The sequence below is a fragment of the Amycolatopsis sp. NPDC047767 genome, assembly GCF_040704195.1.
In the GTDB taxonomy this organism is placed as follows: Bacteria; Actinomycetota; Actinomycetes; order Mycobacteriales; family Pseudonocardiaceae; genus Amycolatopsis.
In genome coordinates this window covers 170,794-188,289 of the sequence record NZ_JBEYSJ010000007.1, presented here as the reverse complement: position 1 = coordinate 188,289, position 17,496 = coordinate 170,794, and the positions used below count along the sequence as shown (strand labels likewise).

Sequence of the window (17,496 nt, the reverse complement as noted above, 5' to 3'; positions counted from 1 at the left end):
TACCGGCGAAAGAACCTAGAGATTCACCAACAGTCACGGGACACTGACCTTGGCAACTCACGTTTTGTGATTGGCTCGTGACCACGAGGTCCTAAGGTCACCGCCTGATCACCGTGCGGAACCGTCCGCACACGAATGTCGGGGAGAAGCACGCATGACGGCAGCACCGGGACGGGTGACGTTCCGCGAGGTCTTCGGGGTCGCCGAGTTCCGCGCGATGTGGTTCGGCGAGCTGCTGTCGATCGCCGGCGACCAGCTGGCCCGTGTCGCGCTGTCCGTGCTGGTCTACGCCACCACGCAGTCGGCCACGCTCACCGGCCTCACCTACGCGCTCACGTTCTTCCCGTCCCTGCTCGGCGGCATCTTCCTCACCGGCATCGCCGACCGCTTCTCCCGGCGCACGGTGATGGTGGTGGTCGATTCGGCGCGGGCCGCGCTGATCCTGCTGGTGGCCATCCCCGGGCTGCCGTTCTGGGTCCTGTGCGTGCTCGTCGGCTGCGTCTCGCTGCTGAACCCACCCTTCAAGGCGTCGCAGCTGGCTCTGCTGCCGCAGGTGCTCGAAGGCGACCGGTTCGTGGTCGGCATGGGCATCCGCAGCATGACGGTGCAGTCGGCGCAGCTGCTCGGCTTCGCCGGCGGTGGCGCGCTGCTGCTGGCGCTCGACCCGCGTCTGGCGCTGGTCCTCGACGCCGGCACCTTCGTGCTCTCGGCCCTGTTCATCCGCTTCGGCGTGAAGGCGCGCCCGGCGGCCGCGACCGGGGAGAAGCGCAAGCCGTTCCTCGCGTCGCTGAGCGCGGGCGGCAAGGTCGGCTTCGCGACCTCGGCTCTGCGTTCGCTGATGCTGTTCACCTGGCTCGCCGGCTTCATGCCCGTGTACGAGGGCATCGCGGCGCCGTACGTCGCGTCGTCCGGCGGCGGCCCGGAGGTGATCGGCCTGCTGCTGGCGGCCGACCCGGTGGGCAGCGTGATCTTCACCTTCATCTACACGCGCTGGGTGCCCGCCGAGGTGCGGCCGAAGCTGATCGGGCCGATGACGGCGCTCGCCGCGATTCCGCTCCTGCTCTGCTTCCTGCAGCCGGGGCCCGTCGCGTCGATCATCCTGTTCGTGATCTCCGGCGGTTTCGGCACGATCGCGCTGTTGCAAGCCACGGCTTCGCTCACCGTGGCGGTGCCGGACGAGACCCGGGCGCAGACGATGGGCCTGTCCAACACGGGCCTGACGACCACGATGGGCGTGGTTCCCCTGATCGGCGGAGTGATCGCCGACCACCTGACCGCCCAGACGACTGTCGGGATCTTCGGGTTGGTCGGACTTCTGATTACGATTCCGCTAACGATCATGTGGCAGCGGACGTTCTCCGGCCGGACGAGCGAGGGTACGGCGAAGGAAGCCACACGCGCCGAGCATGCGTGACATGCTCGGCGCGTGGGCTCTGACCTGCGCGACCTTGCGGTGCTGCTACGCGGTCACTGATCCTTGCTGCGCATAGCTGGTCACCCTTCATCCGGCGTGTTCGGGAAAAAGGTACACACCTAAGGCTCTTGTGGACAGGCGGCAAACGGCCCGAAACTGTGCGTGAGGAGATTGTCACCGGACATTCGCGCAAGGGTTTGGGGGAAAAATGGTCACATCGGGGGAACGGTCTGGGCAGGGCGCGGTCGCTGCGGTCAAGGGGTGGGCGCTGTGGTCGAGGCCGCGACGGTGGATCGCCGTCACGCTCACGAGCATGGCCGTCGCCGTCGTGCTGGCGGTCGTGAGCAGCCTGCTGGTGCCGGTCACGACGGGTCAGCTGGAGCTGTTCGCGCTGATCACGGGCCTGGCCGTCGCTCAGACCGAGATCACCCGGCAGATCGAGCGCCAGCGCCGGATGCTCAGCCGGGGCCCGCACATCAACGTGACGTCCGTGTGGCTGCTGCCCGCCGCGTTGCTGGTTCCGCCGCAGCTCGTGGCCGGACTGGCCGTTTTGCTCTACGGCTACCTTGCGTTCCGCAGCTGGCACGGCACCCGTCCGGGTGAGGCCCACCGCGTCGCGGCGAACGCGACGACGATGATCCTGTCCGGTTTCGGCGCCGCGCTCGGCGGTCACCTCGCGGGCAGCCACGGTGTCGCGATGGTCGCCGCCGCGGCGCTCGGCTACTTCGTCGTGAACACCGCGCTCACCGGTCTCGGCCTGTACCTCGCCGACCCGGCGGAGGCGACCCCCGCGTCCTGCTTCGGCACGATGGACGACAACCTCCTCGAGGCGTCGATCCTGTGCGTCGGCGGTCTGCTCACCATGGTGCTCACCAGCGAACCGCTGCTGTCGGTGCTGGTGATCCTGCCCCTGTACGTGTTGCAGCGCTCGGTGCTGATCAAGCGCCTCGAAGAGCTCGCGACCACGGACCAGAAGACCCAGCTGCTCAACGCCACCACCTGGCAGGACGGCGCGCAGCGCGAGGTCTCCCGCGCCGAGCGCGAAAACGGCAGCTTCGGCGCGCTGATGATCGACCTCGACCACTTCAAGTCCATCAACGACACCTTCGGCCACCTCGCCGGCGACGACGTGCTCAAGGCCGTGGCCGCCGTCGTCAAGCAGGAGACCCGCGCCCACGACCTCGTCGGCCGCTTCGGCGGCGAAGAGTTCGTCGCGCTCCTGCCGTCGACGTCGAAGGAAGACGCGATCGTCACGGCGGAGCGCATCCGCCAGCGCATCAGCGAGCTCGTGATCGCGACGCACACCAACGAAGGCGCGGCCGTCGAGATCTCCGAGCGCACGGCGTCGATCGGCGTCGCGTCGTTCCCGGTGGACGGCACGAGCGTCGACGAAGTCATGGCTTCCGCCGACGCCGCCGTGTACGCGGCGAAGCACGGCGGCCGCAACCGAGTGATCGGCGCGGTTTCCTCGCCGGTCCGGGAGCTCGCGGCCGTCGCATAGGGTCCACGCGGGGTCCGGCCGGCTTCCTCCCCCGAGCTTCGGCCGGACCTAGCGCAGCCTTTCGATCACATCCGCCGCCTGGGTCTGCAGCCTCAGCACCCCACCGACGGTGAACTCCGTGAGCAGGTCCACCAACGCGTCCTGGGCCGGCGGGTCACCTTCCCAGGACACTTGGACCAACGCTTCGGTCATCGCGAAGTACAAGGTCACGAGCGCTTTGTCGGCCCGTCCCGAGTCCACCCCGTACGCCGCCCACCGCTTGCGGCTCGCCTCCGCGTAGATCACGGCCAGCCGCTCCCGCAGCCTCGTCAACGCCGGATTCCCCGCCCGCTCGGCTTCTCTGAGCACGGGAAACGCGTGCGGGTCCTCCTCGACGAACCTGAACATGTTCGCGTAGTTCGCCCTCGCCCACGCCCGCAAATCCGGCTCCGACGCGTCCCTCGCCGGCGCCCCGATCGCTTCGAACGCCCTCTCCTCCGCGTCGGAAACCACCACGGCGAACAGGCTCTTGCGCTCCCCGAACTGCTCGTACACGGACTGCCGCGACACCCCGGCGGCCCTCGCGATCTCCTCGATCGTCGCCGCCTCGAACCCGTGCCGCGCCACCGCCTCGGTCGCTGCCCGCACCACCTTGGCCCGCTGCTCCGCCACGGGCCACTTCCGCGGCCTCCCACGCGGCGCGGGGCTCGACATCGGTGCGCTCACCTCGCGTTGTGCCTTTCCGAAGCAGCCCGCCCGGACAAAACCCCCGCCCTCCCTGGGGGGCGTGCCCTTGTCCAGTCTATCGGCACCCACCGACAAAACCCGGCGACCGCAGTGCGCAGGCGCGTTTCTGTGGATAAGTCAGGTGCCTGTGGACAACCGCGGATTCACTGCTTGGTTGCAGCTATGCCTGCGGCGGCCCGGCTTCGTCGCGACTTTCGAGTTGGGCTGCCAGCCGGTTCATCAACTCGATCGAGTCCTCCTGGCTCAGCGCGATCGCGCGCATCGCCTTCACTGCTTCGCGGTACTGCTTCACCTCGTATTCATCGGGAACGAAGCAGCCCGAACTGAGGTGCTCGAAGTACAACACCGACACAGAGTTTCTCTGGCCGAAGAGAACGAACCGGCCTTCCAGCCCGGGGTGCCAGCCCTCGCCGCCGGGTACCACTTGCAGCGAAATCGTGCTCTGGCCGGTCAAAGCCGCCAGCGCACGCAGTTGGTCGGCCATGGTCGCCGGGGTGCCGATCTTGCCATGCAAAGCTGCTTCGCCGATCAGGCAATGAAATGGCACCGCTTCGCTGCCGGCGATCTGCTTCCTTCGCGCCATCCGTACCGCGACCCGGCGCTCGACCTCCGCAAGGTCGAACCCACCTGCGGTAAACAATGCGCGCGCGTATCCGGGCGTCTGGAGCAGGCCCGGAATCACCATCGGCGCCCACTCCACGATGTCCGTGGCCGCTTCCTCGCAAGCGAGCACTCCGGCAATGTGGTTCGGCGCGCCTGGCCTGCCGTAGGTGATCCACCCTGGCTCGGCTGCGCCGCGCGCCATCCACAAGATGCGCTGTTTCTCGTCGCCGACAACACCGAGCGCTCCCAGCACCCCGGACACATCTTCGGCTGTCGGCACCCGCGATCCCAGCTCCCAATGCACCACCAGCGACGGGCTCACCCCGATCCGGCGGGCCAGCTCACGAACGCCGTAGTGCGCACCAACCCGCGCCGCGCGAAGGGATGCACCCAGGGTGCGAATCCGCGGCGTGAGCATGGCGGTGGTTTTCATTCACAGAAAGTAAAGTGTCCCCAACTGGGAACACTTACGTTCACACCGGAGATCACCCGAAGGAACGCCACGGCGGAGGCGCGGCTGGCCCCCACCCGGTTTGAGGTGGGGGCCAGCCGCCGGTTGGCTTACTTCAGGCCCGTCGCTTCGCCCGCGGCTGGGTCGGAGTCGTTGAGGAAGGTCTTCACGCGGTCGTACTCGTCGGTTTCGCCGATGCGGCCCGCGGCGAGGCCGAGGGCGGCCAGGGCGCGGAGGAAGCCCTGGTTGGGGCGGTGCGACCACGGCACCGGGCCGAAGCCCTTCCAGCCGGCGCGGCGGAGCTGGTCGAGGCCGCGGTGGTAGCCGGTGCGGGCGTAGGCGTAGGCAGCGACGGTTTCGCCGTCGGCGAGGGCCTTTTCGGCGAGGGCGGCCCACGCGGCGCTGAAGTCGGGGTGTTCGGCGGCGACGGCCGACGGGTCGGTGCCCGCGTCCAGGGCGGCCTGGGCGGCGGTGTGCTCGGGCAGCAACGTCGGCTCGGGGCCAAGCAGGTTGTGCGTCATACCGACATTCTGCCGCGCGCTCAGAGGAACAGGCTCGTCAGCACGCCTCCGCCGGCCAGCACGAGGGCGGCGACGACGACTGCGGCGACAACGCGTTTCGGCATCATGGCGCGACACCATGCCGTGAAAAAGGCCGCGGAGGCAAATCCGCCACCCGTAGGGGTGAACCCCGGTTTTCGCGCGGTTTGGCACCTTCCGCACCACCGCCGCCCGCGCGCCGGGAATGATGACGACCATGACGCAGGTAGACGTGATCCCGCGGAGCCCGGTCGGGAAGACCCGGCTGTTCTTCCGGCGGCACTGGCACCGCGGGGCGGCCGGACAGCCGACGCCCGCGTGGGTGCTGCGATTCTGCTACGGGATGTGGCTGGCGGCGTTCGGGTTCAAGCTGCTGGGCTCGTCGTGGGACATGTCGTGGCACTTCAGGTGGCTGCGCGACGACCTGGCGCCCCCGCACCTGATCAACACCGTCGGCACGGTGATCATCATCGTGCTGGTCGCGATCCACAGCTACACGGGCCTGGGCTGCGACAAACCGTCATTGCGGCTGATGCAGACGGGCCTCGTGGTGTTCCTCGTCGCGGCGCCGCTCGACGTGATCAACCACCGCGTGAACGGCCTCGACCTCACCGCGTGGAGCCCGTCGCACATGATGCTGTACCTCGGCACCGGCATCATGCAGGCGGGCGTCCTGCTCGGCTGGCTGCGCCTCGCACCGCCGGGGCGCTTCCGGACGGGCGTGCTGCTGGCGCTGTGGGCGTTTTTCCTGGAGAACACGTTCTTCCCCAACGGCCAGCAGGAGTACGGCATCCTCGGCCTCCGCGCGTGGGAGCGCGGGGCGCCCGAGGCCGAGCCTTCGCTGCTGAGCTTTGCCGCCAACCAGATCGGGCACCCCGTCGACCGGACGGCGATCCTGCACTTCACGATGCCGATCCCGGAGTGGGTCTACCCGCTGTGGGGCATCGCGGTGATGGCGCTCATCCTCGCCCTCGCCCGCCACACGCTGCGGTTCCGCTGGGCCGCGCTGGCGGTGGCCGGTGCTTATGTGGCTTACCGGTGCGTGATGTGGCCGCTGCTGCTGGGGCTGGGTTTCCCGGTGTCGACGGTGCCGTTCTACCTGCTGGCCGTCGGGTTGGCGGTGGACCTCGCCTTCACGATCGGCGCCGGCCATCGCGTCGCCACCGCGGCCATCGGGGCCTTGCTGGTGACGGCCTTCGGCTACGGCGCGCTGTGGCTGCAGTCGCAGTTCCGCGTCTGGTTCCTCGGCGACGCGCACACGGAGTCCGCGCCGCCGGTGGCGTACTGGACGGTGGTGGTGGCATTGGTCGGCGTCTTCGTGCTGTGGGCGAGCGCCGGACCGGTCACGCGCCGCTGGACCGCCCGGCGGAAGGTGACCCCCGAGAAGCTGGTCGCCTAGCCAAGTGCAGAAAACGGCCCTTCCCCCGGGACACCCAGGGGAAGGGCCGTTTCACGTGCAACCAGACCAGACTTCAGACCAAGGTCTTACTTGACCTTCGTCCCGGCCGAGCCCAGGGCCTGGCAAGCCTCGACCACGCGAGCCGCCATGCCACCCTCGGCGGCCTTGAGGTAGGAGCGCGGGTCGTAGACCTTCTTGTTGCCCACCTCGCCGTCGATCTTGAGCACGCCGTCGTAGTTCTTGAAGAAGTGGTCGACGATCGGGCGGGTGAAGGCGTACTGGGTGTCCGTGTCGACGTTCATCTTGACGACGCCGTAGGTCACCGCCTCGCGGATCTCCTCGGGGAGCGAGCCCGAGCCGCCGTGGAAGACCAGCTCGAACGGCTTGGCGCCGGCGTCGAGGCCGAGCTTCTTGGCGGCCGCTTCCTGGCCGCCCTTGAGCACGTCGGGGCGGAGCTTGACGTTGCCGGGCTTGTAGACGCCGTGGACGTTGCCGAAGGTCGCGGCCAGCAGGTAGCGGCCGTTCTCGCCCGAACCGAGGGCGTCGATGGTCTTCAGGAAGTCGCCTTCGGCGGTGTAGAGCTTCTCGTTGATGTCGTGCGCGACGCCGTCCTCCTCGCCGCCGACGACACCGATCTCGACCTCGAGGATGATCTTCGCGGCGGCCGTCTTGGCGAGCAGCTCCTGCGCGATCTGCAGGTTCTCGTCGAGGTCGATCGCGGAGCCGTCCCACATGTGCGACTGGAACAGCGGGTTCTGGCCGTTCTTCACGCGCTCGGCCGAGATCTCGATCAGCGGACGGACGAAACCGTCGAGCTTGTCCTTCGGGCAGTGGTCGGTGTGGAGCGCGACGTTCACGTCGTACTTCGCCGCCACGACCTGCGCGAACTCGGCCAGCGCGGACGCGCCGGTGACCATGTCCTTGACCTTCTGGCCGGAGGCGAACTCGGCGCCGCCGGTGGAGACCTGGATGATCCCGTCGCTCTCCGCCTCGGCGAACCCGCGGATCGCGGCGTTCACGGTCTCCGACGAGGTCACGTTGATGGCCGGGTAGGCGAACTCGTTCGCCTTGGCCCGGTCGAGCATCTCCGCGTAGACCTCGGGGGTGGCGATGGGCATCGTTTCCTCCTCGGAACTGACTGGCTTCTCAGCCGCATCGTACGAGGTGGACCGGCCGCGTGGGCCGGTCCACCTCATTTGGAACGCCTATGGACATCCTCACGTGGAACGATTCAGAACAACTCGGCCGCCAGCGCCCGGTATGCCGGGAACGGGTCCTCGTTCAAGACCTGGATGTTCACGTGGTCGGCACCCGCGTCGAGGTGCGCGCGCACGCCCGCCGCGATGGCCGGGGCGTCGCCGTGCAGCACGAGGGCGTCGACGAGGCGGTCGCTGCCGTCGCCGGCGAGGTCTTCCTCGGTGAAGCCGAGCTTGCGCAGGTTGGCCGTGTAGTTGGACAGCTGCAGGTAGAACTGCACGGTCTTGCGGCCGAGCGCCCGCGCGCGCTCCGGGTCGGTGTCGAACACGACCTTGTGCTCGGGGGCGAGCAGCGGACCCGCGCCGAGGATCTCGCGAGCGGAGCGCGTGTGCTCCGGGATGGTCAGGTACGGGTGCGCCCCGGCGGTGCGGTCGCCCGACAGCTTCAGCACCTTCGGGCCCAGCGCCGCGAGCGCGCGCGACGCCTGCGGGACGCCCGCCGCGTCGAGGCCGTCGAGATATTCAACGAGGGCGGCGTAGGGCTTCTTGTACTCCTGCGTCGCCTCCGGATGGCCCGCGCCGATGCCGAGGAGGAACCGACCCGGGTGCTTCGCTTCGATGCGGTGGAACGCCTTCGCGATGGACTCGGGCGTGTCGGCCCAGATGTTGACGATGCCGGTCGCGACGGCGAGGTGGTCGGTCGCGCCGAGCAGCTCGTCGACGATCGCCAGGTCGCCGCCCGGCGAGCCGCCGAGCCACACCGCGCCGTAGCCGAGCTTCTCCACCTCCGCCGCGAACTCGCCGTTCGTCTGCGTGGCGCTGCGCCAAATGCCGATCCTGCCCAGTTCGATAGCCATAACCCATCCCAACACCCGTCGCCCGGCGGATTCTTCCGGGTCTCGGTTGTAGTTTCGTGGCATGACCAAGCTCGGCAACTCGGACCTCGACGTCTACGGCCTCAACCTCGGCTGCAACGTCTTCAACTTCACCGCGGACGAAGCGACTTCCCACGCGGTTCTCGACGCCTACGCTTCAGCCGGCGGCAACTTCCTCGACACCGCGGACGTGTATGGCGGTGGCGGCGGTTCGGAAACGATCATCGGCAACTGGCTCACCAAGCGCGGCCGCCGCGACGACATCGTGGTCGCCACGAAGGTCGGCGCGTGGGACCAGCGCCCGGGTCTGTCTGCGGCCAACATCACGGCCGCCGCCGAGGATTCGTTGCGGCGCCTGCAAACCGACCACATCGACCTGTACTACGCACACCGGGACGACCAGGACACGCCGCTCGAGGAAACGCTGTCGGCGTTCGACTCGCTCGTGCGCGCGGGCAAGGTGCGCTACATCGCGGCGTCGAACTACTCGGCGGAGCGGCTGACCGAGGCACTGTCCATTTCGGACCGTGAAGGCCTTGCGCGCTACGTGGCCCTGCAGCCGCACTACAACCTGGTGGAGCGGGACTACGAGAACGACCTCGCCCCGACGGTCTCCCGCGAGGGCCTCTCGACCCTGCCGTATTTCGCGCTGGCCAAGGGTTTCCTCACCGGCAAGTACCGCTCGGCCGACGAGCCCGGCGACTCGCCCCGCGCCCCGCGCGCGATCGCGTACCTCGACGACCGCGGCGAGCGCGTGCTGGCCGCACTGGACTCGATCGCCTCGGCGCACGGCGCGTCCGTCGCCTCGGTGGCACTGGCCTGGCTGCGCGTGCAGCCGACGGTCGCCGCGCCCATCGCGAGCGCGCGGACGCCGGAGCAGCTCACGGACCTCGTGGCGTCGGTGGAGCTGGAGCTGACGGGTGTCGAGGTCGAGATGCTGAGCAAGGCGTCGGTCTAGAACGCGCTGATGTTCCGCGCCCGCTCCCGGCGGGTCAGGGTGCTGACGACCGCGCCCTGACCGTGCCGGCGGACGGCGAGCCGGGACAGCAACGCGAGCACGGGTGCGAAGGCCGCGTCGGGGAAGTCCGGCGCCGGCCGGTCGACGCTCGCGGCGAGGTCGGCGGAGTGGACGACGAGCTCCAGCAGGCGGGTGTGCAGGAAGTCGTTGCGGCACAACGACCAGCCCTGCCACGGGAGATCCACCCGCTCCGCCGCCTCGCCCCGCAAGAGCCGCGCGACCAAGGCGCGGTCGTCGTCGTACCGCGCGAGCATCCAGTCGAAACCACGCTCGGCCTCGGCGTCGTCGGTGGTGCGGTCGTTGGCCTGATCGGCGAGCGAGGTCGACGTGACCCAGGCGGCGCGCGCGTAGTGCTCGTCGACCGCGGCGAGCACCGGCAGGGTCGACGGGACCGCGAGCAGCTCGGCCGCGCGCGTCACCTGGCGCGCGAGGTGGCAGGCCAGCGCACCCACCGAAAGCTCCGGCAACGCGCTGGCTTCGGCCCAGCGCTCCCGGACGACGTCGAGCCGCAACAACGTCGAACAGACCGCCGCGGCGTCGAGAAACGGCTGGTCGAGATCCCCCACGGGTGCGTCATCCATGCCCGTACCCAACCACCCACCGCAACCTACCGATAAGTAGCTTACCCCGGGTAGGTTGGGGTACCGTCCCCTCCACAAGCGGAAACGCACGCCGAGGAGGGCACCAGTGGTCAAGAACGTGGACGGCAAGGTCGTGCTGATCACCGGGGCCGCGCGGGGCATCGGGGCCGGGCTGGCGGAGCGGCTGGCCGCGCGTGGGGCCAAGGTCGCACTGGTCGGCCTGGAGGCGGACGAGCAGGCGAAGGTCGCCGAGAAGATCGGGCCGAACGCCAAGGCGTGGGAAGCCGACGTGACCAGCTGGGACGATCTCGAAGCGGCCACCCAGGGCGTGGTGGAGCACTTCGGCGGGATCGACATCGTCATCGCCAACGCCGGGATCGCCACGGCCGGCTTCGTGCGAAGCGTGGACCCGCGGGCGTTCGAGAAGGTCATCGAGGTCGACCTGCTCGGGGTGTGGCGCACGTTCCGCGTGACGCTGCCGCACGTGATCGAGCGGCGCGGCTACCTGCTCGCGATCTCGTCGCTGGCCGCGATCACCCACGCGCCCGGCATGGCGAACTACGCGGCTGCGAAGGCGGGCGTCGAAGCGTTCTCCAACAGCCTGCGCGCCGAGGTGGCGCACCTGGGCGTGAAGGTCGGCGTCGCGCACCCCACGTGGATCCGCACGGACCTGGTCGAAAGCGCCGACGCGCACCCGGTGTTCGGGAAGCTGCGGGCGTCGATGCCGGGACTGATCGGGAAGACGTACCCGCTCGACGTGGCGCTCGACGACCTCGAAGCCGGCATCCTCAAGCGCGCCCGGACGATCCACGTGCCACGCTGGGTCGGCGGCCTCAAGCTGCTGCGCGCGTTCCTGCCGCCGATCATCGAGCTCGGCTCGCGGGCCCGCGTGCCGGCGGCGGACAAGGCCGCGCTGGAGGACATCGAAAAGCGCGGCGCGTACGAGTCGGCGGTTACCGGCCACGGCGGCCGCGGCCACCGGGAAGAGCTAGAGGAGCCGCACATGTCGCGTCGCGACCAGATCCGCATGACGCCCGAGGAGATCCGGGCCTACCTCGACGAGCAGAAGGTCATCAACGTCGCCACGGTCGGGCCGAACAACCGGCCCCACCTGGCACCGCTGTGGTACTTCCCGCACGAGGACGGCGTCGCGACGTGGACGTACGGCAGCTCGCAGAAGGCGAAGAACTTGCGCCGCCTGCCAGAGGCCACCGTGCTCATCGAAAGCGGCGACTCCTACGAGAAGCTGCGCGGCGTCTCGATCGAGTCCGACGTGCAGATCGTCGAGGACACCGACGAGGTCACCGGCATGGGCATCACGCTCATGCAGCGCTACGCGGGCGCCAAGCCGGGCGACCCCGTGCCCGCCGAGCTCAGCGAGTTCATCGGCCGCCAGGCCCCGAAGCGCATCGGCCTGATCTTCCACCCGACCAAGGTCGTCTCGTGGGACCACACGAAGCTCGGCGGAACGTACTAGCGGGTAGCAGGTACTTTCGAGTAACTGTTACTTGAGGTAACGTCATCTGCGGCAGACCCCCAGCGCAGCGGAGGCCGACAGATGACCGAGCGGTTCAAGGTCGTGATCGTGGGCACCGGGTTTTCCGGGCTCGGGCAGGCGATCCAGCTCGAAAAGGCCGGCATCCGGGACTACGTGATCCTGGAGAAGGCCGACGAAGTGGGCGGCACCTGGCGGGACAACTCGTACCCCGGGTGCGCCTGCGACGTCCAGTCGCACATGTACTCGTTCTCCTACGAGCAGAACCCCGACTGGTCACGCTCGTTCTCGCCGCAGCCGGAGATCTTCGGCTACCTCAAAAGCGTCGCGGACAAGTACCGCCTGCGTGAGCGGATCCGGTTCGGCGTGGAGATCACCGGCGCCCACTGGGACGAGGGCGAGCGCCGCTGGACCGTCGAGACCAAGAGCGGAAACGAGTTCTCCGCGCAGTTCCTGGTTTCCGGCGTCGGCGGGCTGCACATCCCGTCGATCCCGAAGCTGCCGGGGATCGAGAAGTTCACGGGCCGGACGTGGCACTCGGCGCAGTGGAACCACGAGTTCGACCTGCGCGGCAAGAAGGTCGCGGTGGTCGGCACGGGAGCGAGCGCGATCCAGTTCGTGCCGCAGATCGCTCCCGAAGTGGCCGAGCTGACGCTGTTCCAGCGCACGCCGCCGTGGATCATGCCGAAGCCGGACCACGCGATGCCCGGCTGGGCGAAGCAGCTGTTCCGCTACGTGCCGGGCACGCAACGCCTGTACCGCAACGCGTTGTACTGGCTGCTGGAAGCACGCGCGATCGGCTTCAACGGGCACCCGAAGCTCATGCACGCGGCCGAATCGATCGCGCGCCGCCACATCGCGAAGGGCATCCGCGACCCGAAGCTGCGCCGCAAGGTGACGCCGGACTACACCATGGGCTGCAAACGCGTGCTCATCTCCAACGACTACTACCCGGCCCTCGACCGACCGAACGTCGACGTGGTCACCGACGGCATCCGCGAGGTGCGCACGAACAGCGTCGTGGACGAAGCCGGCGTGGAGCACGAGGTCGACGCGATCGTCTACGGCACCGGCTTCCACGTCACGGATGCGCTGGAGTACCTCGACATCACCGGAGTCGAAGGCCGCAGCCTCGCGAAAACCTGGGCCACGGAAGGGATCCGCACGCACAAGGGCATCACCGTCGCCGGGTTCCCGAACCTGTTCTTCCTGCTGGGCCCGAACACCGCGCTGGGCCACAACTCCGTGGTGTTCATGATCGAGTCGCAGTCGCGCTACGTCGTCGACGCGATCAAGCTCGCCGACTCCCACGGTGCCGCCGCGCTCGACGTGCGCCCGTCCGTGCAGGACCGGTTCCAGGACGAGATCCAGGACAAGCTGGTGAAGGGCGTGTGGACGCAGGGCGGCTGCACGAGCTGGTACCTCGACGCCAAGGGCGTGAACCGCACGATCTGGCCCGGCTTCACGTGGAAGTACTGGCTCGAGACGCGCCGCGTGGAGCCGAGTGACTACGAGCTGTCCGGGAGGCCGTCGTGAACTCGGCCGACCACGAACAGATCGTGCTGCACGCGCGTGACGTCAAGTTCGACTGGGCCGCGCTGCCGATGCACTGGATCCCCGGCGAACCGCAGGCCACGCACAGCATCAACGTGCTGCACATCGCCCTGCCCGAAGGCGAACGCTGGTTCGTCGAGGTCTTCAAGCAGGCCGTGCCGCTGATCCGCGACGAGCGCCTCAAAGAGGACGTCCTCGGCTTCATCGGCCAGGAGGCCATGCACGCCGAGGCCCACGACGGCGCCGCGGAGCACCTCGAAGCCGCGGGCCTGCCCGTGCGGCCGTACGTCGCGCAGATGGAGTGGCTGTTCCGTCGGCTGCTGGGCGATCGTCCGGGCGCCGGCGAGGAATGGCTCGTCGAACGGCTCGCGCTGATCGCCGCGATCGAGCACTACACGGCGTTCCTCGGCCAGTGGGTGCTCGACGCGAAGGCGCTCGACGCCGCCGGCTCCGACCCGACGATGCTCGACCTGCTCCGCTGGCACGGCGCCGAAGAGGTCGAGCACCGGTCCGTGGCCTACGACCTGTTCTGCCACCTCGACGGCCGCTACTCGCGCCGCGTGCGCAGCATGGCCGTGGTGACGCCGGCGCTGGCGTGGGTTTTCGTGCGGGGCACGAAGTTCCTCATGCGCAACGACCCGACGCGGCCGAGGCGCGCGTCTTGGCGCGCGTACCTGAAGGCCGCGAAGAAGGGCGTGGTGCCCGCGCCGCGCCACCTGCTGCGGGAGATCCGGCCGTACCTCCGGCGCTCGTACCACCCGACGGAGACCGGCAACACCGACCAGGCCGTGGCGTACCTGGCGAGCTCACCCGCGGCCCGGGCGGCCGACGCTCCGAAGTGACCGCACCGAAGTGATCCCCGACTTCCCGCCGCGGCTCGACGGCTCGGGCCGCCGCGACCGGCTGATGTCCACTTTGGCCGGTGTCGGCGCGGTCTACCGGCAGCTCGCCCGCTACTCCGGCCGGCGCCGTCCGCCCGTGCAGGCCGTGGACCGGACGTTGCCGCTGGTCGTGACCACCGTCCGGCCCGAGGCCGACGACGTCGTGTCCCTGCGGTTCACGCGGCCCGAAGGCGAGCCGTTGCCGGGCTGGCGGCCGGGCGCGCACCTCGACCTCAAGCTGCCGTCGGGGCTGGTCCGGCAGTACTCGCTCTGCGGCGACCCCGGCGACCTCACGCACTACCGCGTGGCCGTCCGGCGAATCGGCGAAGCGTCGAGTGAGGTGCACACGCTCAAACCCGGCACCAAGGTCGACGTGCGCGGACCGCGCAACGCGTTCCCGTTCGTCGCCGCCGAGTCCTACGTCTTCATCGCCGGCGGCATCGGCATCACGCCGATCCTGCCGATGGTCCGCGCGGCCGAGGCCCGCGGAGTCGACTGGCGGCTCGTCTACACGGGACGCAGCCGCGCGTCGATGCCGTTTGTGGAAGAACTTTCGGATTTGCCCGAGGATCGCGTGTGGTTGCGCCCGGACACCGAGTACGGCATCCCCGCCTCGGGCGCGGAACTGCTCGAAGGTGTCCCCGACGGCGCCTCGGTCTGCTGCTGCGGGCCGACGCCCATGATCACCGGCGTCCGAGTGGACCTGGAGCTCACCGGCGCCAGGGCCGTGTACTTCGAACGCTTCTCGACCCCGCCGATCGTCGGCGGACGGCCGTACACCGTGGTCCTGCGCCGCAGCGGCCGCACGCTCGCCGTGCCGGCCGACCGTTCGACGCTCGACGTGGTGCGCGAAGTGCTGCCTGACGTGGCGTTCTCCTGCCGCCAGGGCTTCTGCGGCACGTGTGCCGTGGCGACCCCGGACGGCGGGTCGGTGCGGATCTGCGTGGACCGCGGACCCGCCGTCCTGGAGCTGTAGGTGCTACACCTGCGGCACCCAAGCGCCGAGCACCGGCTTGTACTCCCGGATCGAGCGTTTGGCGACGACGCCTTCGAGCTGGTACGGGTCCTTGCCGATCAGCTCCTCGAGCGCCGCCTCGTCCTCGGCCTGCCACAGGACCAGACCACCGGAGCCGTCGGCGAGCGGTCCCGCGACGGCCACGCGACCTTCGGCGGAGTGCTGGCTCAACCACTCACGGTGACGGGGCCGGACGTCGGCCACCTTCTCCTGCACGTAACGGATTTCGACCAGGTACCAGGCCATGTGGATCTCCCGGGTGGGTGCGTTGGTGACGCTGCCGACGCTACCGGGCAACACCTCGTGGTCCCAGCATCCGACCAGTGGCGGGACCGAGCTCACCCGATACGCTAGGGCTGCGTCAGCAGCTCGGCGCAGGGGCACCACAGGGGTCGAGAACAGGCAGGCAGGGGTACATGCTGGAGGGCAACGCGGAACGCAGTGTCGAGGCGACCCTCGGGCACCTGCGGACCATGGACGGGCCGGTGCCGCCGCAGCAGCCGGCCGCACCGCTGACCCTGGAGGACCTGTACCGCCAGCACCGGATGCGGCTCGTGCGGCTGGCGATCCTGCTGGTCGACGAACCGGCCACGGCCGAGGACGTGGTGCAGGAGGCGTTCACCGGTCTGCACCGCAACTGGGGCCGGCTGCGCGACGCGGCCGCGGCCGTCGGCTACCTGCGCACGGCCGTGGTCAACGGCTCACGCAGCGTGCTGCGGCGGCGGAAAACCGCCCGTGAATACGTGCCTCCGCACGCCGTGAACGCGCGGTCCGCGGAGAGCCTCGCGATGCTGTCGAGCGAGCACCAAGCCGTGGTCAGCGCCCTTTCGAAGCTCCCGCCCCGCCAGCGCGAGGTGCTGGTGCTGAGGTACTACGGAGGGCTGTCCGAGGCCGAGATCTCCGAGGCCGCCGGCATCTCCAAGGGTACGGTGAAATCGACCGCCAGCCGGGCGCTGGAGGCCCTGCAGAAGGCGATGCAGACCCCACAGTGACCCGGGTGGACCAATCTCGATCACCGAGTTGCGTAGCCATGTCTGGTCCAGACCAATATATGCTGGAGGGCGTGAAGCACGCCGGAGACTTCGTCATCACGGGCGGCCGGGTCGTCGCCCCCGACCGCGTACTCGACGACGGCTGGCTCGCCGTGTCCGACGGGCGGATCGCCGCGGTCGGCACGGGGACGCCGCCGGGTGGCCCCGAGACCGAGGTCGTCGACGTGGGCGGAGCGCTCGTGGTGCCCGGGTTCGTCGACACCCACTGCCACGGCGGTGGCGGCGCTTCGTTCTCCACTCTGGACCCCGACGAGATCCTCACGGCCGTGCGCGCGCACCGGCGCCACGGCACCACGACGACGCTCGCGAGCCTGGTCTCGGACCCGATCGACCTGCTGACCGAGCAGATCGCGGCGCTGCGCGAGCTCGTGCAGGAAGGCGAGCTCGCCGGCATCCACCTCGAAGGCCCGTTCATCTCGCGCGCCCGCTGCGGTGCGCACGATCCGGACACGCTGCGTGAACCGGACACCGGCACCGTCGAGAAGCTCCTGCGCGCGGGCGCCGGCGCGATCCGCATGGTCACGCTCGCCCCGGAGCTCAACGGCGGCGTGAAGGCCGTGCGCCAGCTCGCCGAGTCGGGCGTGACGGCCGCGATCGGGCACACCGACGGCCTCGCCGAGCAGCTCGGGCCGGCCATCGACGCGGGCGCCACCGTGGCGACGCACCTGTTCAACGGCATGCGCCCCCTGCACCACCGCGAACCGGGCCCGGTCGGCGTGCTGCTGGACGACGAGCGCGTGACGGTCGAGCTCATCTGCGACCTCGTGCACCTGCACCCGACCGTGGTGCGCCTGGCCGCGCAGCACGCCGGGCGCGGCCGGACCGTGCTGATCACCGACGCCATGTCGGCCACCGACGCCGCCGACGGCCGCTACACGCTGGGCCGCCTCGAGGTCGACGTGCACGACGGCGTGGCGACGCTGGACAATGGATCACTGGCCGGCAGCACGTTGACGATGGACAACGCCTTCCGCAACCTCGTGAAGGGTGCCAAACTCGGTGTCCTCGACGCCGTCCGGGCAACCTCCGGCCGGCCCGCCGAGCTGCTGGGCATCGCCGACCGCACGGGTTCGCTGCGGCCGGGCCTCGCCGCCGACGTCGTGATCCTCGACGACGACCTGCGGCCGGTCCGGGTGCTGCGCCGGGGCGAGTGGGTCGCCGAGGTCGGCCGGGCTACCTTGAGCACGTAAGCGACT

Annotated in this window: 17 protein-coding genes and 1 pseudogene; 11 read left to right on the top strand and 7 right to left on the bottom strand. The window is 69.6% G+C overall.

Annotation, left to right across the window (positions count from 1 at the left end; all coding sequences use genetic code 11):
- Positions 1 to 154 precede the first annotated feature (154 nt).
- Both AB0878_RS15605 and AB0878_RS15600 read left to right on the top strand, forming a co-directional pair.
- Positions 155 to 1,414, top strand: a complete 1,260-nt coding sequence (locus AB0878_RS15605) for an MFS transporter (RefSeq protein WP_366580288.1) — start codon at positions 155 to 157, stop codon at positions 1,412 to 1,414.
- 313 nt (positions 1,415 to 1,727) lie between these two features.
- Positions 1,728 to 2,915 (top strand): GGDEF domain-containing protein, encoded by a 1,188-nt coding sequence (locus AB0878_RS15600; RefSeq protein ID WP_366580286.1) that lies wholly within the window; start codon positions 1,728 to 1,730, stop codon positions 2,913 to 2,915.
- Positions 2,916 to 2,963: 48 nt separating this feature from the next.
- On the opposite strand, the gene AB0878_RS15595 is transcribed toward AB0878_RS15600, so the two are convergent.
- The 3 genes from AB0878_RS15595 to AB0878_RS15585 all read right to left on the bottom strand — a co-directional run bounded on the left by AB0878_RS15595 (position 2,964) and on the right by AB0878_RS15585 (position 5,216).
- Positions 2,964 to 3,608, bottom strand: a complete 645-nt coding sequence (locus AB0878_RS15595) for a TetR/AcrR family transcriptional regulator (RefSeq protein WP_366580284.1) — start codon at positions 3,606 to 3,608, stop codon at positions 2,964 to 2,966.
- Positions 3,609 to 3,801: 193 nt separating this feature from the next.
- Positions 3,802 to 4,677, bottom strand: coding sequence for a helix-turn-helix transcriptional regulator (locus AB0878_RS15590; protein ID WP_366580282.1), 876 nt, complete (start codon positions 4,675 to 4,677; stop codon positions 3,802 to 3,804).
- A gap of 128 nt (positions 4,678 to 4,805) precedes the next feature.
- On the bottom strand, positions 4,806 to 5,216 hold the full coding sequence (locus AB0878_RS15585) for a DUF3151 domain-containing protein (RefSeq protein ID WP_366580280.1): 411 nt from the start codon (positions 5,214 to 5,216) through the stop codon (positions 4,806 to 4,808).
- Positions 5,217 to 5,439: 223 nt separating this feature from the next.
- Here AB0878_RS15585 and AB0878_RS15580 point away from each other — a divergent pair, with 223 nt between their 5' ends.
- Positions 5,440 to 6,633 carry a hypothetical protein gene (locus tag AB0878_RS15580; RefSeq protein WP_366580279.1) on the top strand — a complete coding sequence of 398 codons (1,194 nt, stop codon included), beginning with the start codon at positions 5,440 to 5,442 and terminating at the stop codon, positions 6,631 to 6,633.
- Positions 6,634 to 6,719: 86 nt separating this feature from the next.
- On the opposite strand, the gene fbaA is transcribed toward AB0878_RS15580, so the two are convergent.
- Both fbaA and AB0878_RS15570 read right to left on the bottom strand, forming a co-directional pair.
- Positions 6,720 to 7,751, bottom strand: a complete 1,032-nt coding sequence (fbaA, locus tag AB0878_RS15575) for a class II fructose-bisphosphate aldolase (protein WP_366580277.1) — start codon at positions 7,749 to 7,751, stop codon at positions 6,720 to 6,722.
- Positions 7,752 to 7,864: 113 nt separating this feature from the next.
- Complete coding sequence (locus AB0878_RS15570; protein ID WP_366580275.1) at positions 7,865 to 8,686, bottom strand: LLM class F420-dependent oxidoreductase; 822 nt, start codon at positions 8,684 to 8,686, stop codon at positions 7,865 to 7,867.
- A 61-nt stretch (positions 8,687 to 8,747) separates the two neighbouring features.
- Between AB0878_RS15570 and AB0878_RS15565 the strand changes: the two genes are divergently transcribed.
- Positions 8,748 to 9,662, top strand: coding sequence for an aldo/keto reductase (locus tag AB0878_RS15565; RefSeq protein WP_366580273.1), 915 nt, complete (start codon positions 8,748 to 8,750; stop codon positions 9,660 to 9,662).
- Here the strand turns inward: AB0878_RS15565 and AB0878_RS15560 are convergent.
- A complete protein-coding gene (locus AB0878_RS15560; protein WP_366580271.1) occupies positions 9,659 to 10,303 on the bottom strand; it encodes a maleylpyruvate isomerase N-terminal domain-containing protein in 645 nt (214 codons plus the stop codon). The genes AB0878_RS15565 and AB0878_RS15560 overlap by 4 nt on opposite strands.
- A gap of 106 nt (positions 10,304 to 10,409) precedes the next feature.
- Between AB0878_RS15560 and AB0878_RS15555 the strand changes: the two are divergent.
- The 5 genes and pseudogenes from AB0878_RS15555 to AB0878_RS15535 form a co-directional block, all read left to right on the top strand.
- A pseudogene (locus tag AB0878_RS15555) lies at positions 10,410 to 11,276 on the top strand (SDR family oxidoreductase); the annotation flags it as partial.
- 30 nt (positions 11,277 to 11,306) lie between these two features.
- On the top strand, positions 11,307 to 11,780 hold the full coding sequence (locus AB0878_RS15550; protein WP_366580551.1) for a pyridoxamine 5'-phosphate oxidase family protein: 474 nt from the start codon (positions 11,307 to 11,309) through the stop codon (positions 11,778 to 11,780).
- An 81-nt stretch (positions 11,781 to 11,861) separates the two neighbouring features.
- Positions 11,862 to 13,334, top strand: a complete 1,473-nt coding sequence (locus AB0878_RS15545; protein WP_366580269.1) for an NAD(P)/FAD-dependent oxidoreductase — start codon at positions 11,862 to 11,864, stop codon at positions 13,332 to 13,334.
- Positions 13,331 to 14,194 (top strand): metal-dependent hydrolase, encoded by an 864-nt coding sequence (locus AB0878_RS15540; protein WP_366580267.1) that lies wholly within the window; start codon positions 13,331 to 13,333, stop codon positions 14,192 to 14,194. The genes AB0878_RS15545 and AB0878_RS15540 overlap by 4 nt, the downstream gene beginning before the upstream one ends.
- 64 nt (positions 14,195 to 14,258) lie before the next feature.
- On the top strand, positions 14,259 to 15,209 hold the full coding sequence (locus tag AB0878_RS15535) for a PDR/VanB family oxidoreductase (RefSeq protein ID WP_366580549.1): 951 nt from the start codon (positions 14,259 to 14,261) through the stop codon (positions 15,207 to 15,209).
- Positions 15,210 to 15,212: 3 nt separating this feature from the next.
- Here the strand turns inward: AB0878_RS15535 and AB0878_RS15530 are convergent, their stop codons facing one another.
- On the bottom strand, positions 15,213 to 15,494 hold the full coding sequence (locus tag AB0878_RS15530) for a YciI family protein (RefSeq protein WP_366580547.1): 282 nt from the start codon (positions 15,492 to 15,494) through the stop codon (positions 15,213 to 15,215).
- A 170-nt stretch (positions 15,495 to 15,664) separates the two neighbouring features.
- Here AB0878_RS15530 and AB0878_RS15525 point away from each other — a divergent pair, with 170 nt between their 5' ends.
- Together AB0878_RS15525 and nagA are read left to right on the top strand one after the other, a co-directional pair.
- Positions 15,665 to 16,240, top strand: a complete 576-nt coding sequence (locus AB0878_RS15525; protein ID WP_285971557.1) for a SigE family RNA polymerase sigma factor — start codon at positions 15,665 to 15,667, stop codon at positions 16,238 to 16,240.
- Between the two features lie 59 nt (positions 16,241 to 16,299).
- On the top strand, positions 16,300 to 17,490 hold the full coding sequence (nagA, locus tag AB0878_RS15520) for an N-acetylglucosamine-6-phosphate deacetylase (RefSeq protein ID WP_366580265.1): 1,191 nt from the start codon (positions 16,300 to 16,302) through the stop codon (positions 17,488 to 17,490).
- The last annotated feature ends 6 nt before the right edge of the window (positions 17,491 to 17,496 follow it).

Bases quoted from the DNA above. Each gene is read 5' to 3' on its own strand.
- AB0878_RS15530 (WP_366580547.1), bottom strand. From the start codon at position 15,494: ATGGCCTGGTACCTGGTCGAAATCCGTTACGTGCAGGAGAAGGTGGCC.
- AB0878_RS15595 (WP_366580284.1), bottom strand. From the start codon at position 3,608: ATGTCGAGCCCCGCGCCGCGTGGGAGGCCGCGGAAGTGGCCCGTGGCG.
- AB0878_RS15600 (WP_366580286.1), top strand. From the start codon at position 1,728: ATGGCCGTCGCCGTCGTGCTGGCGGTCGTGAGCAGCCTGCTGGTGCCG.
- fbaA (WP_366580277.1), bottom strand. From the start codon at position 7,751: ATGCCCATCGCCACCCCCGAGGTCTACGCGGAGATGCTCGACCGGGCC.
- AB0878_RS15535 (WP_366580549.1), top strand. From the start codon at position 14,259: ATGTCCACTTTGGCCGGTGTCGGCGCGGTCTACCGGCAGCTCGCCCGC.
- AB0878_RS15560 (WP_366580271.1), bottom strand. From the start codon at position 10,303: ATGGATGACGCACCCGTGGGGGATCTCGACCAGCCGTTTCTCGACGCC.
- AB0878_RS15545 (WP_366580269.1), top strand. From the start codon at position 11,862: ATGACCGAGCGGTTCAAGGTCGTGATCGTGGGCACCGGGTTTTCCGGG.
- AB0878_RS15570 (WP_366580275.1), bottom strand. From the start codon at position 8,686: ATGGCTATCGAACTGGGCAGGATCGGCATTTGGCGCAGCGCCACGCAG.
- nagA (WP_366580265.1), top strand. From the start codon at position 16,300: ATGCTGGAGGGCGTGAAGCACGCCGGAGACTTCGTCATCACGGGCGGC.
- AB0878_RS15565 (WP_366580273.1), top strand. From the start codon at position 8,748: ATGACCAAGCTCGGCAACTCGGACCTCGACGTCTACGGCCTCAACCTC.
- AB0878_RS15550 (WP_366580551.1), top strand. From the start codon at position 11,307: ATGTCGCGTCGCGACCAGATCCGCATGACGCCCGAGGAGATCCGGGCC.
- AB0878_RS15585 (WP_366580280.1), bottom strand. From the start codon at position 5,216: ATGACGCACAACCTGCTTGGCCCCGAGCCGACGTTGCTGCCCGAGCAC.
- AB0878_RS15605 (WP_366580288.1), top strand. From the start codon at position 155: ATGACGGCAGCACCGGGACGGGTGACGTTCCGCGAGGTCTTCGGGGTC.
- AB0878_RS15580 (WP_366580279.1), top strand. From the start codon at position 5,440: ATGATGACGACCATGACGCAGGTAGACGTGATCCCGCGGAGCCCGGTC.
- AB0878_RS15590 (WP_366580282.1), bottom strand. From the start codon at position 4,677: ATGAAAACCACCGCCATGCTCACGCCGCGGATTCGCACCCTGGGTGCA.
- AB0878_RS15525 (WP_285971557.1), top strand. From the start codon at position 15,665: ATGCTGGAGGGCAACGCGGAACGCAGTGTCGAGGCGACCCTCGGGCAC.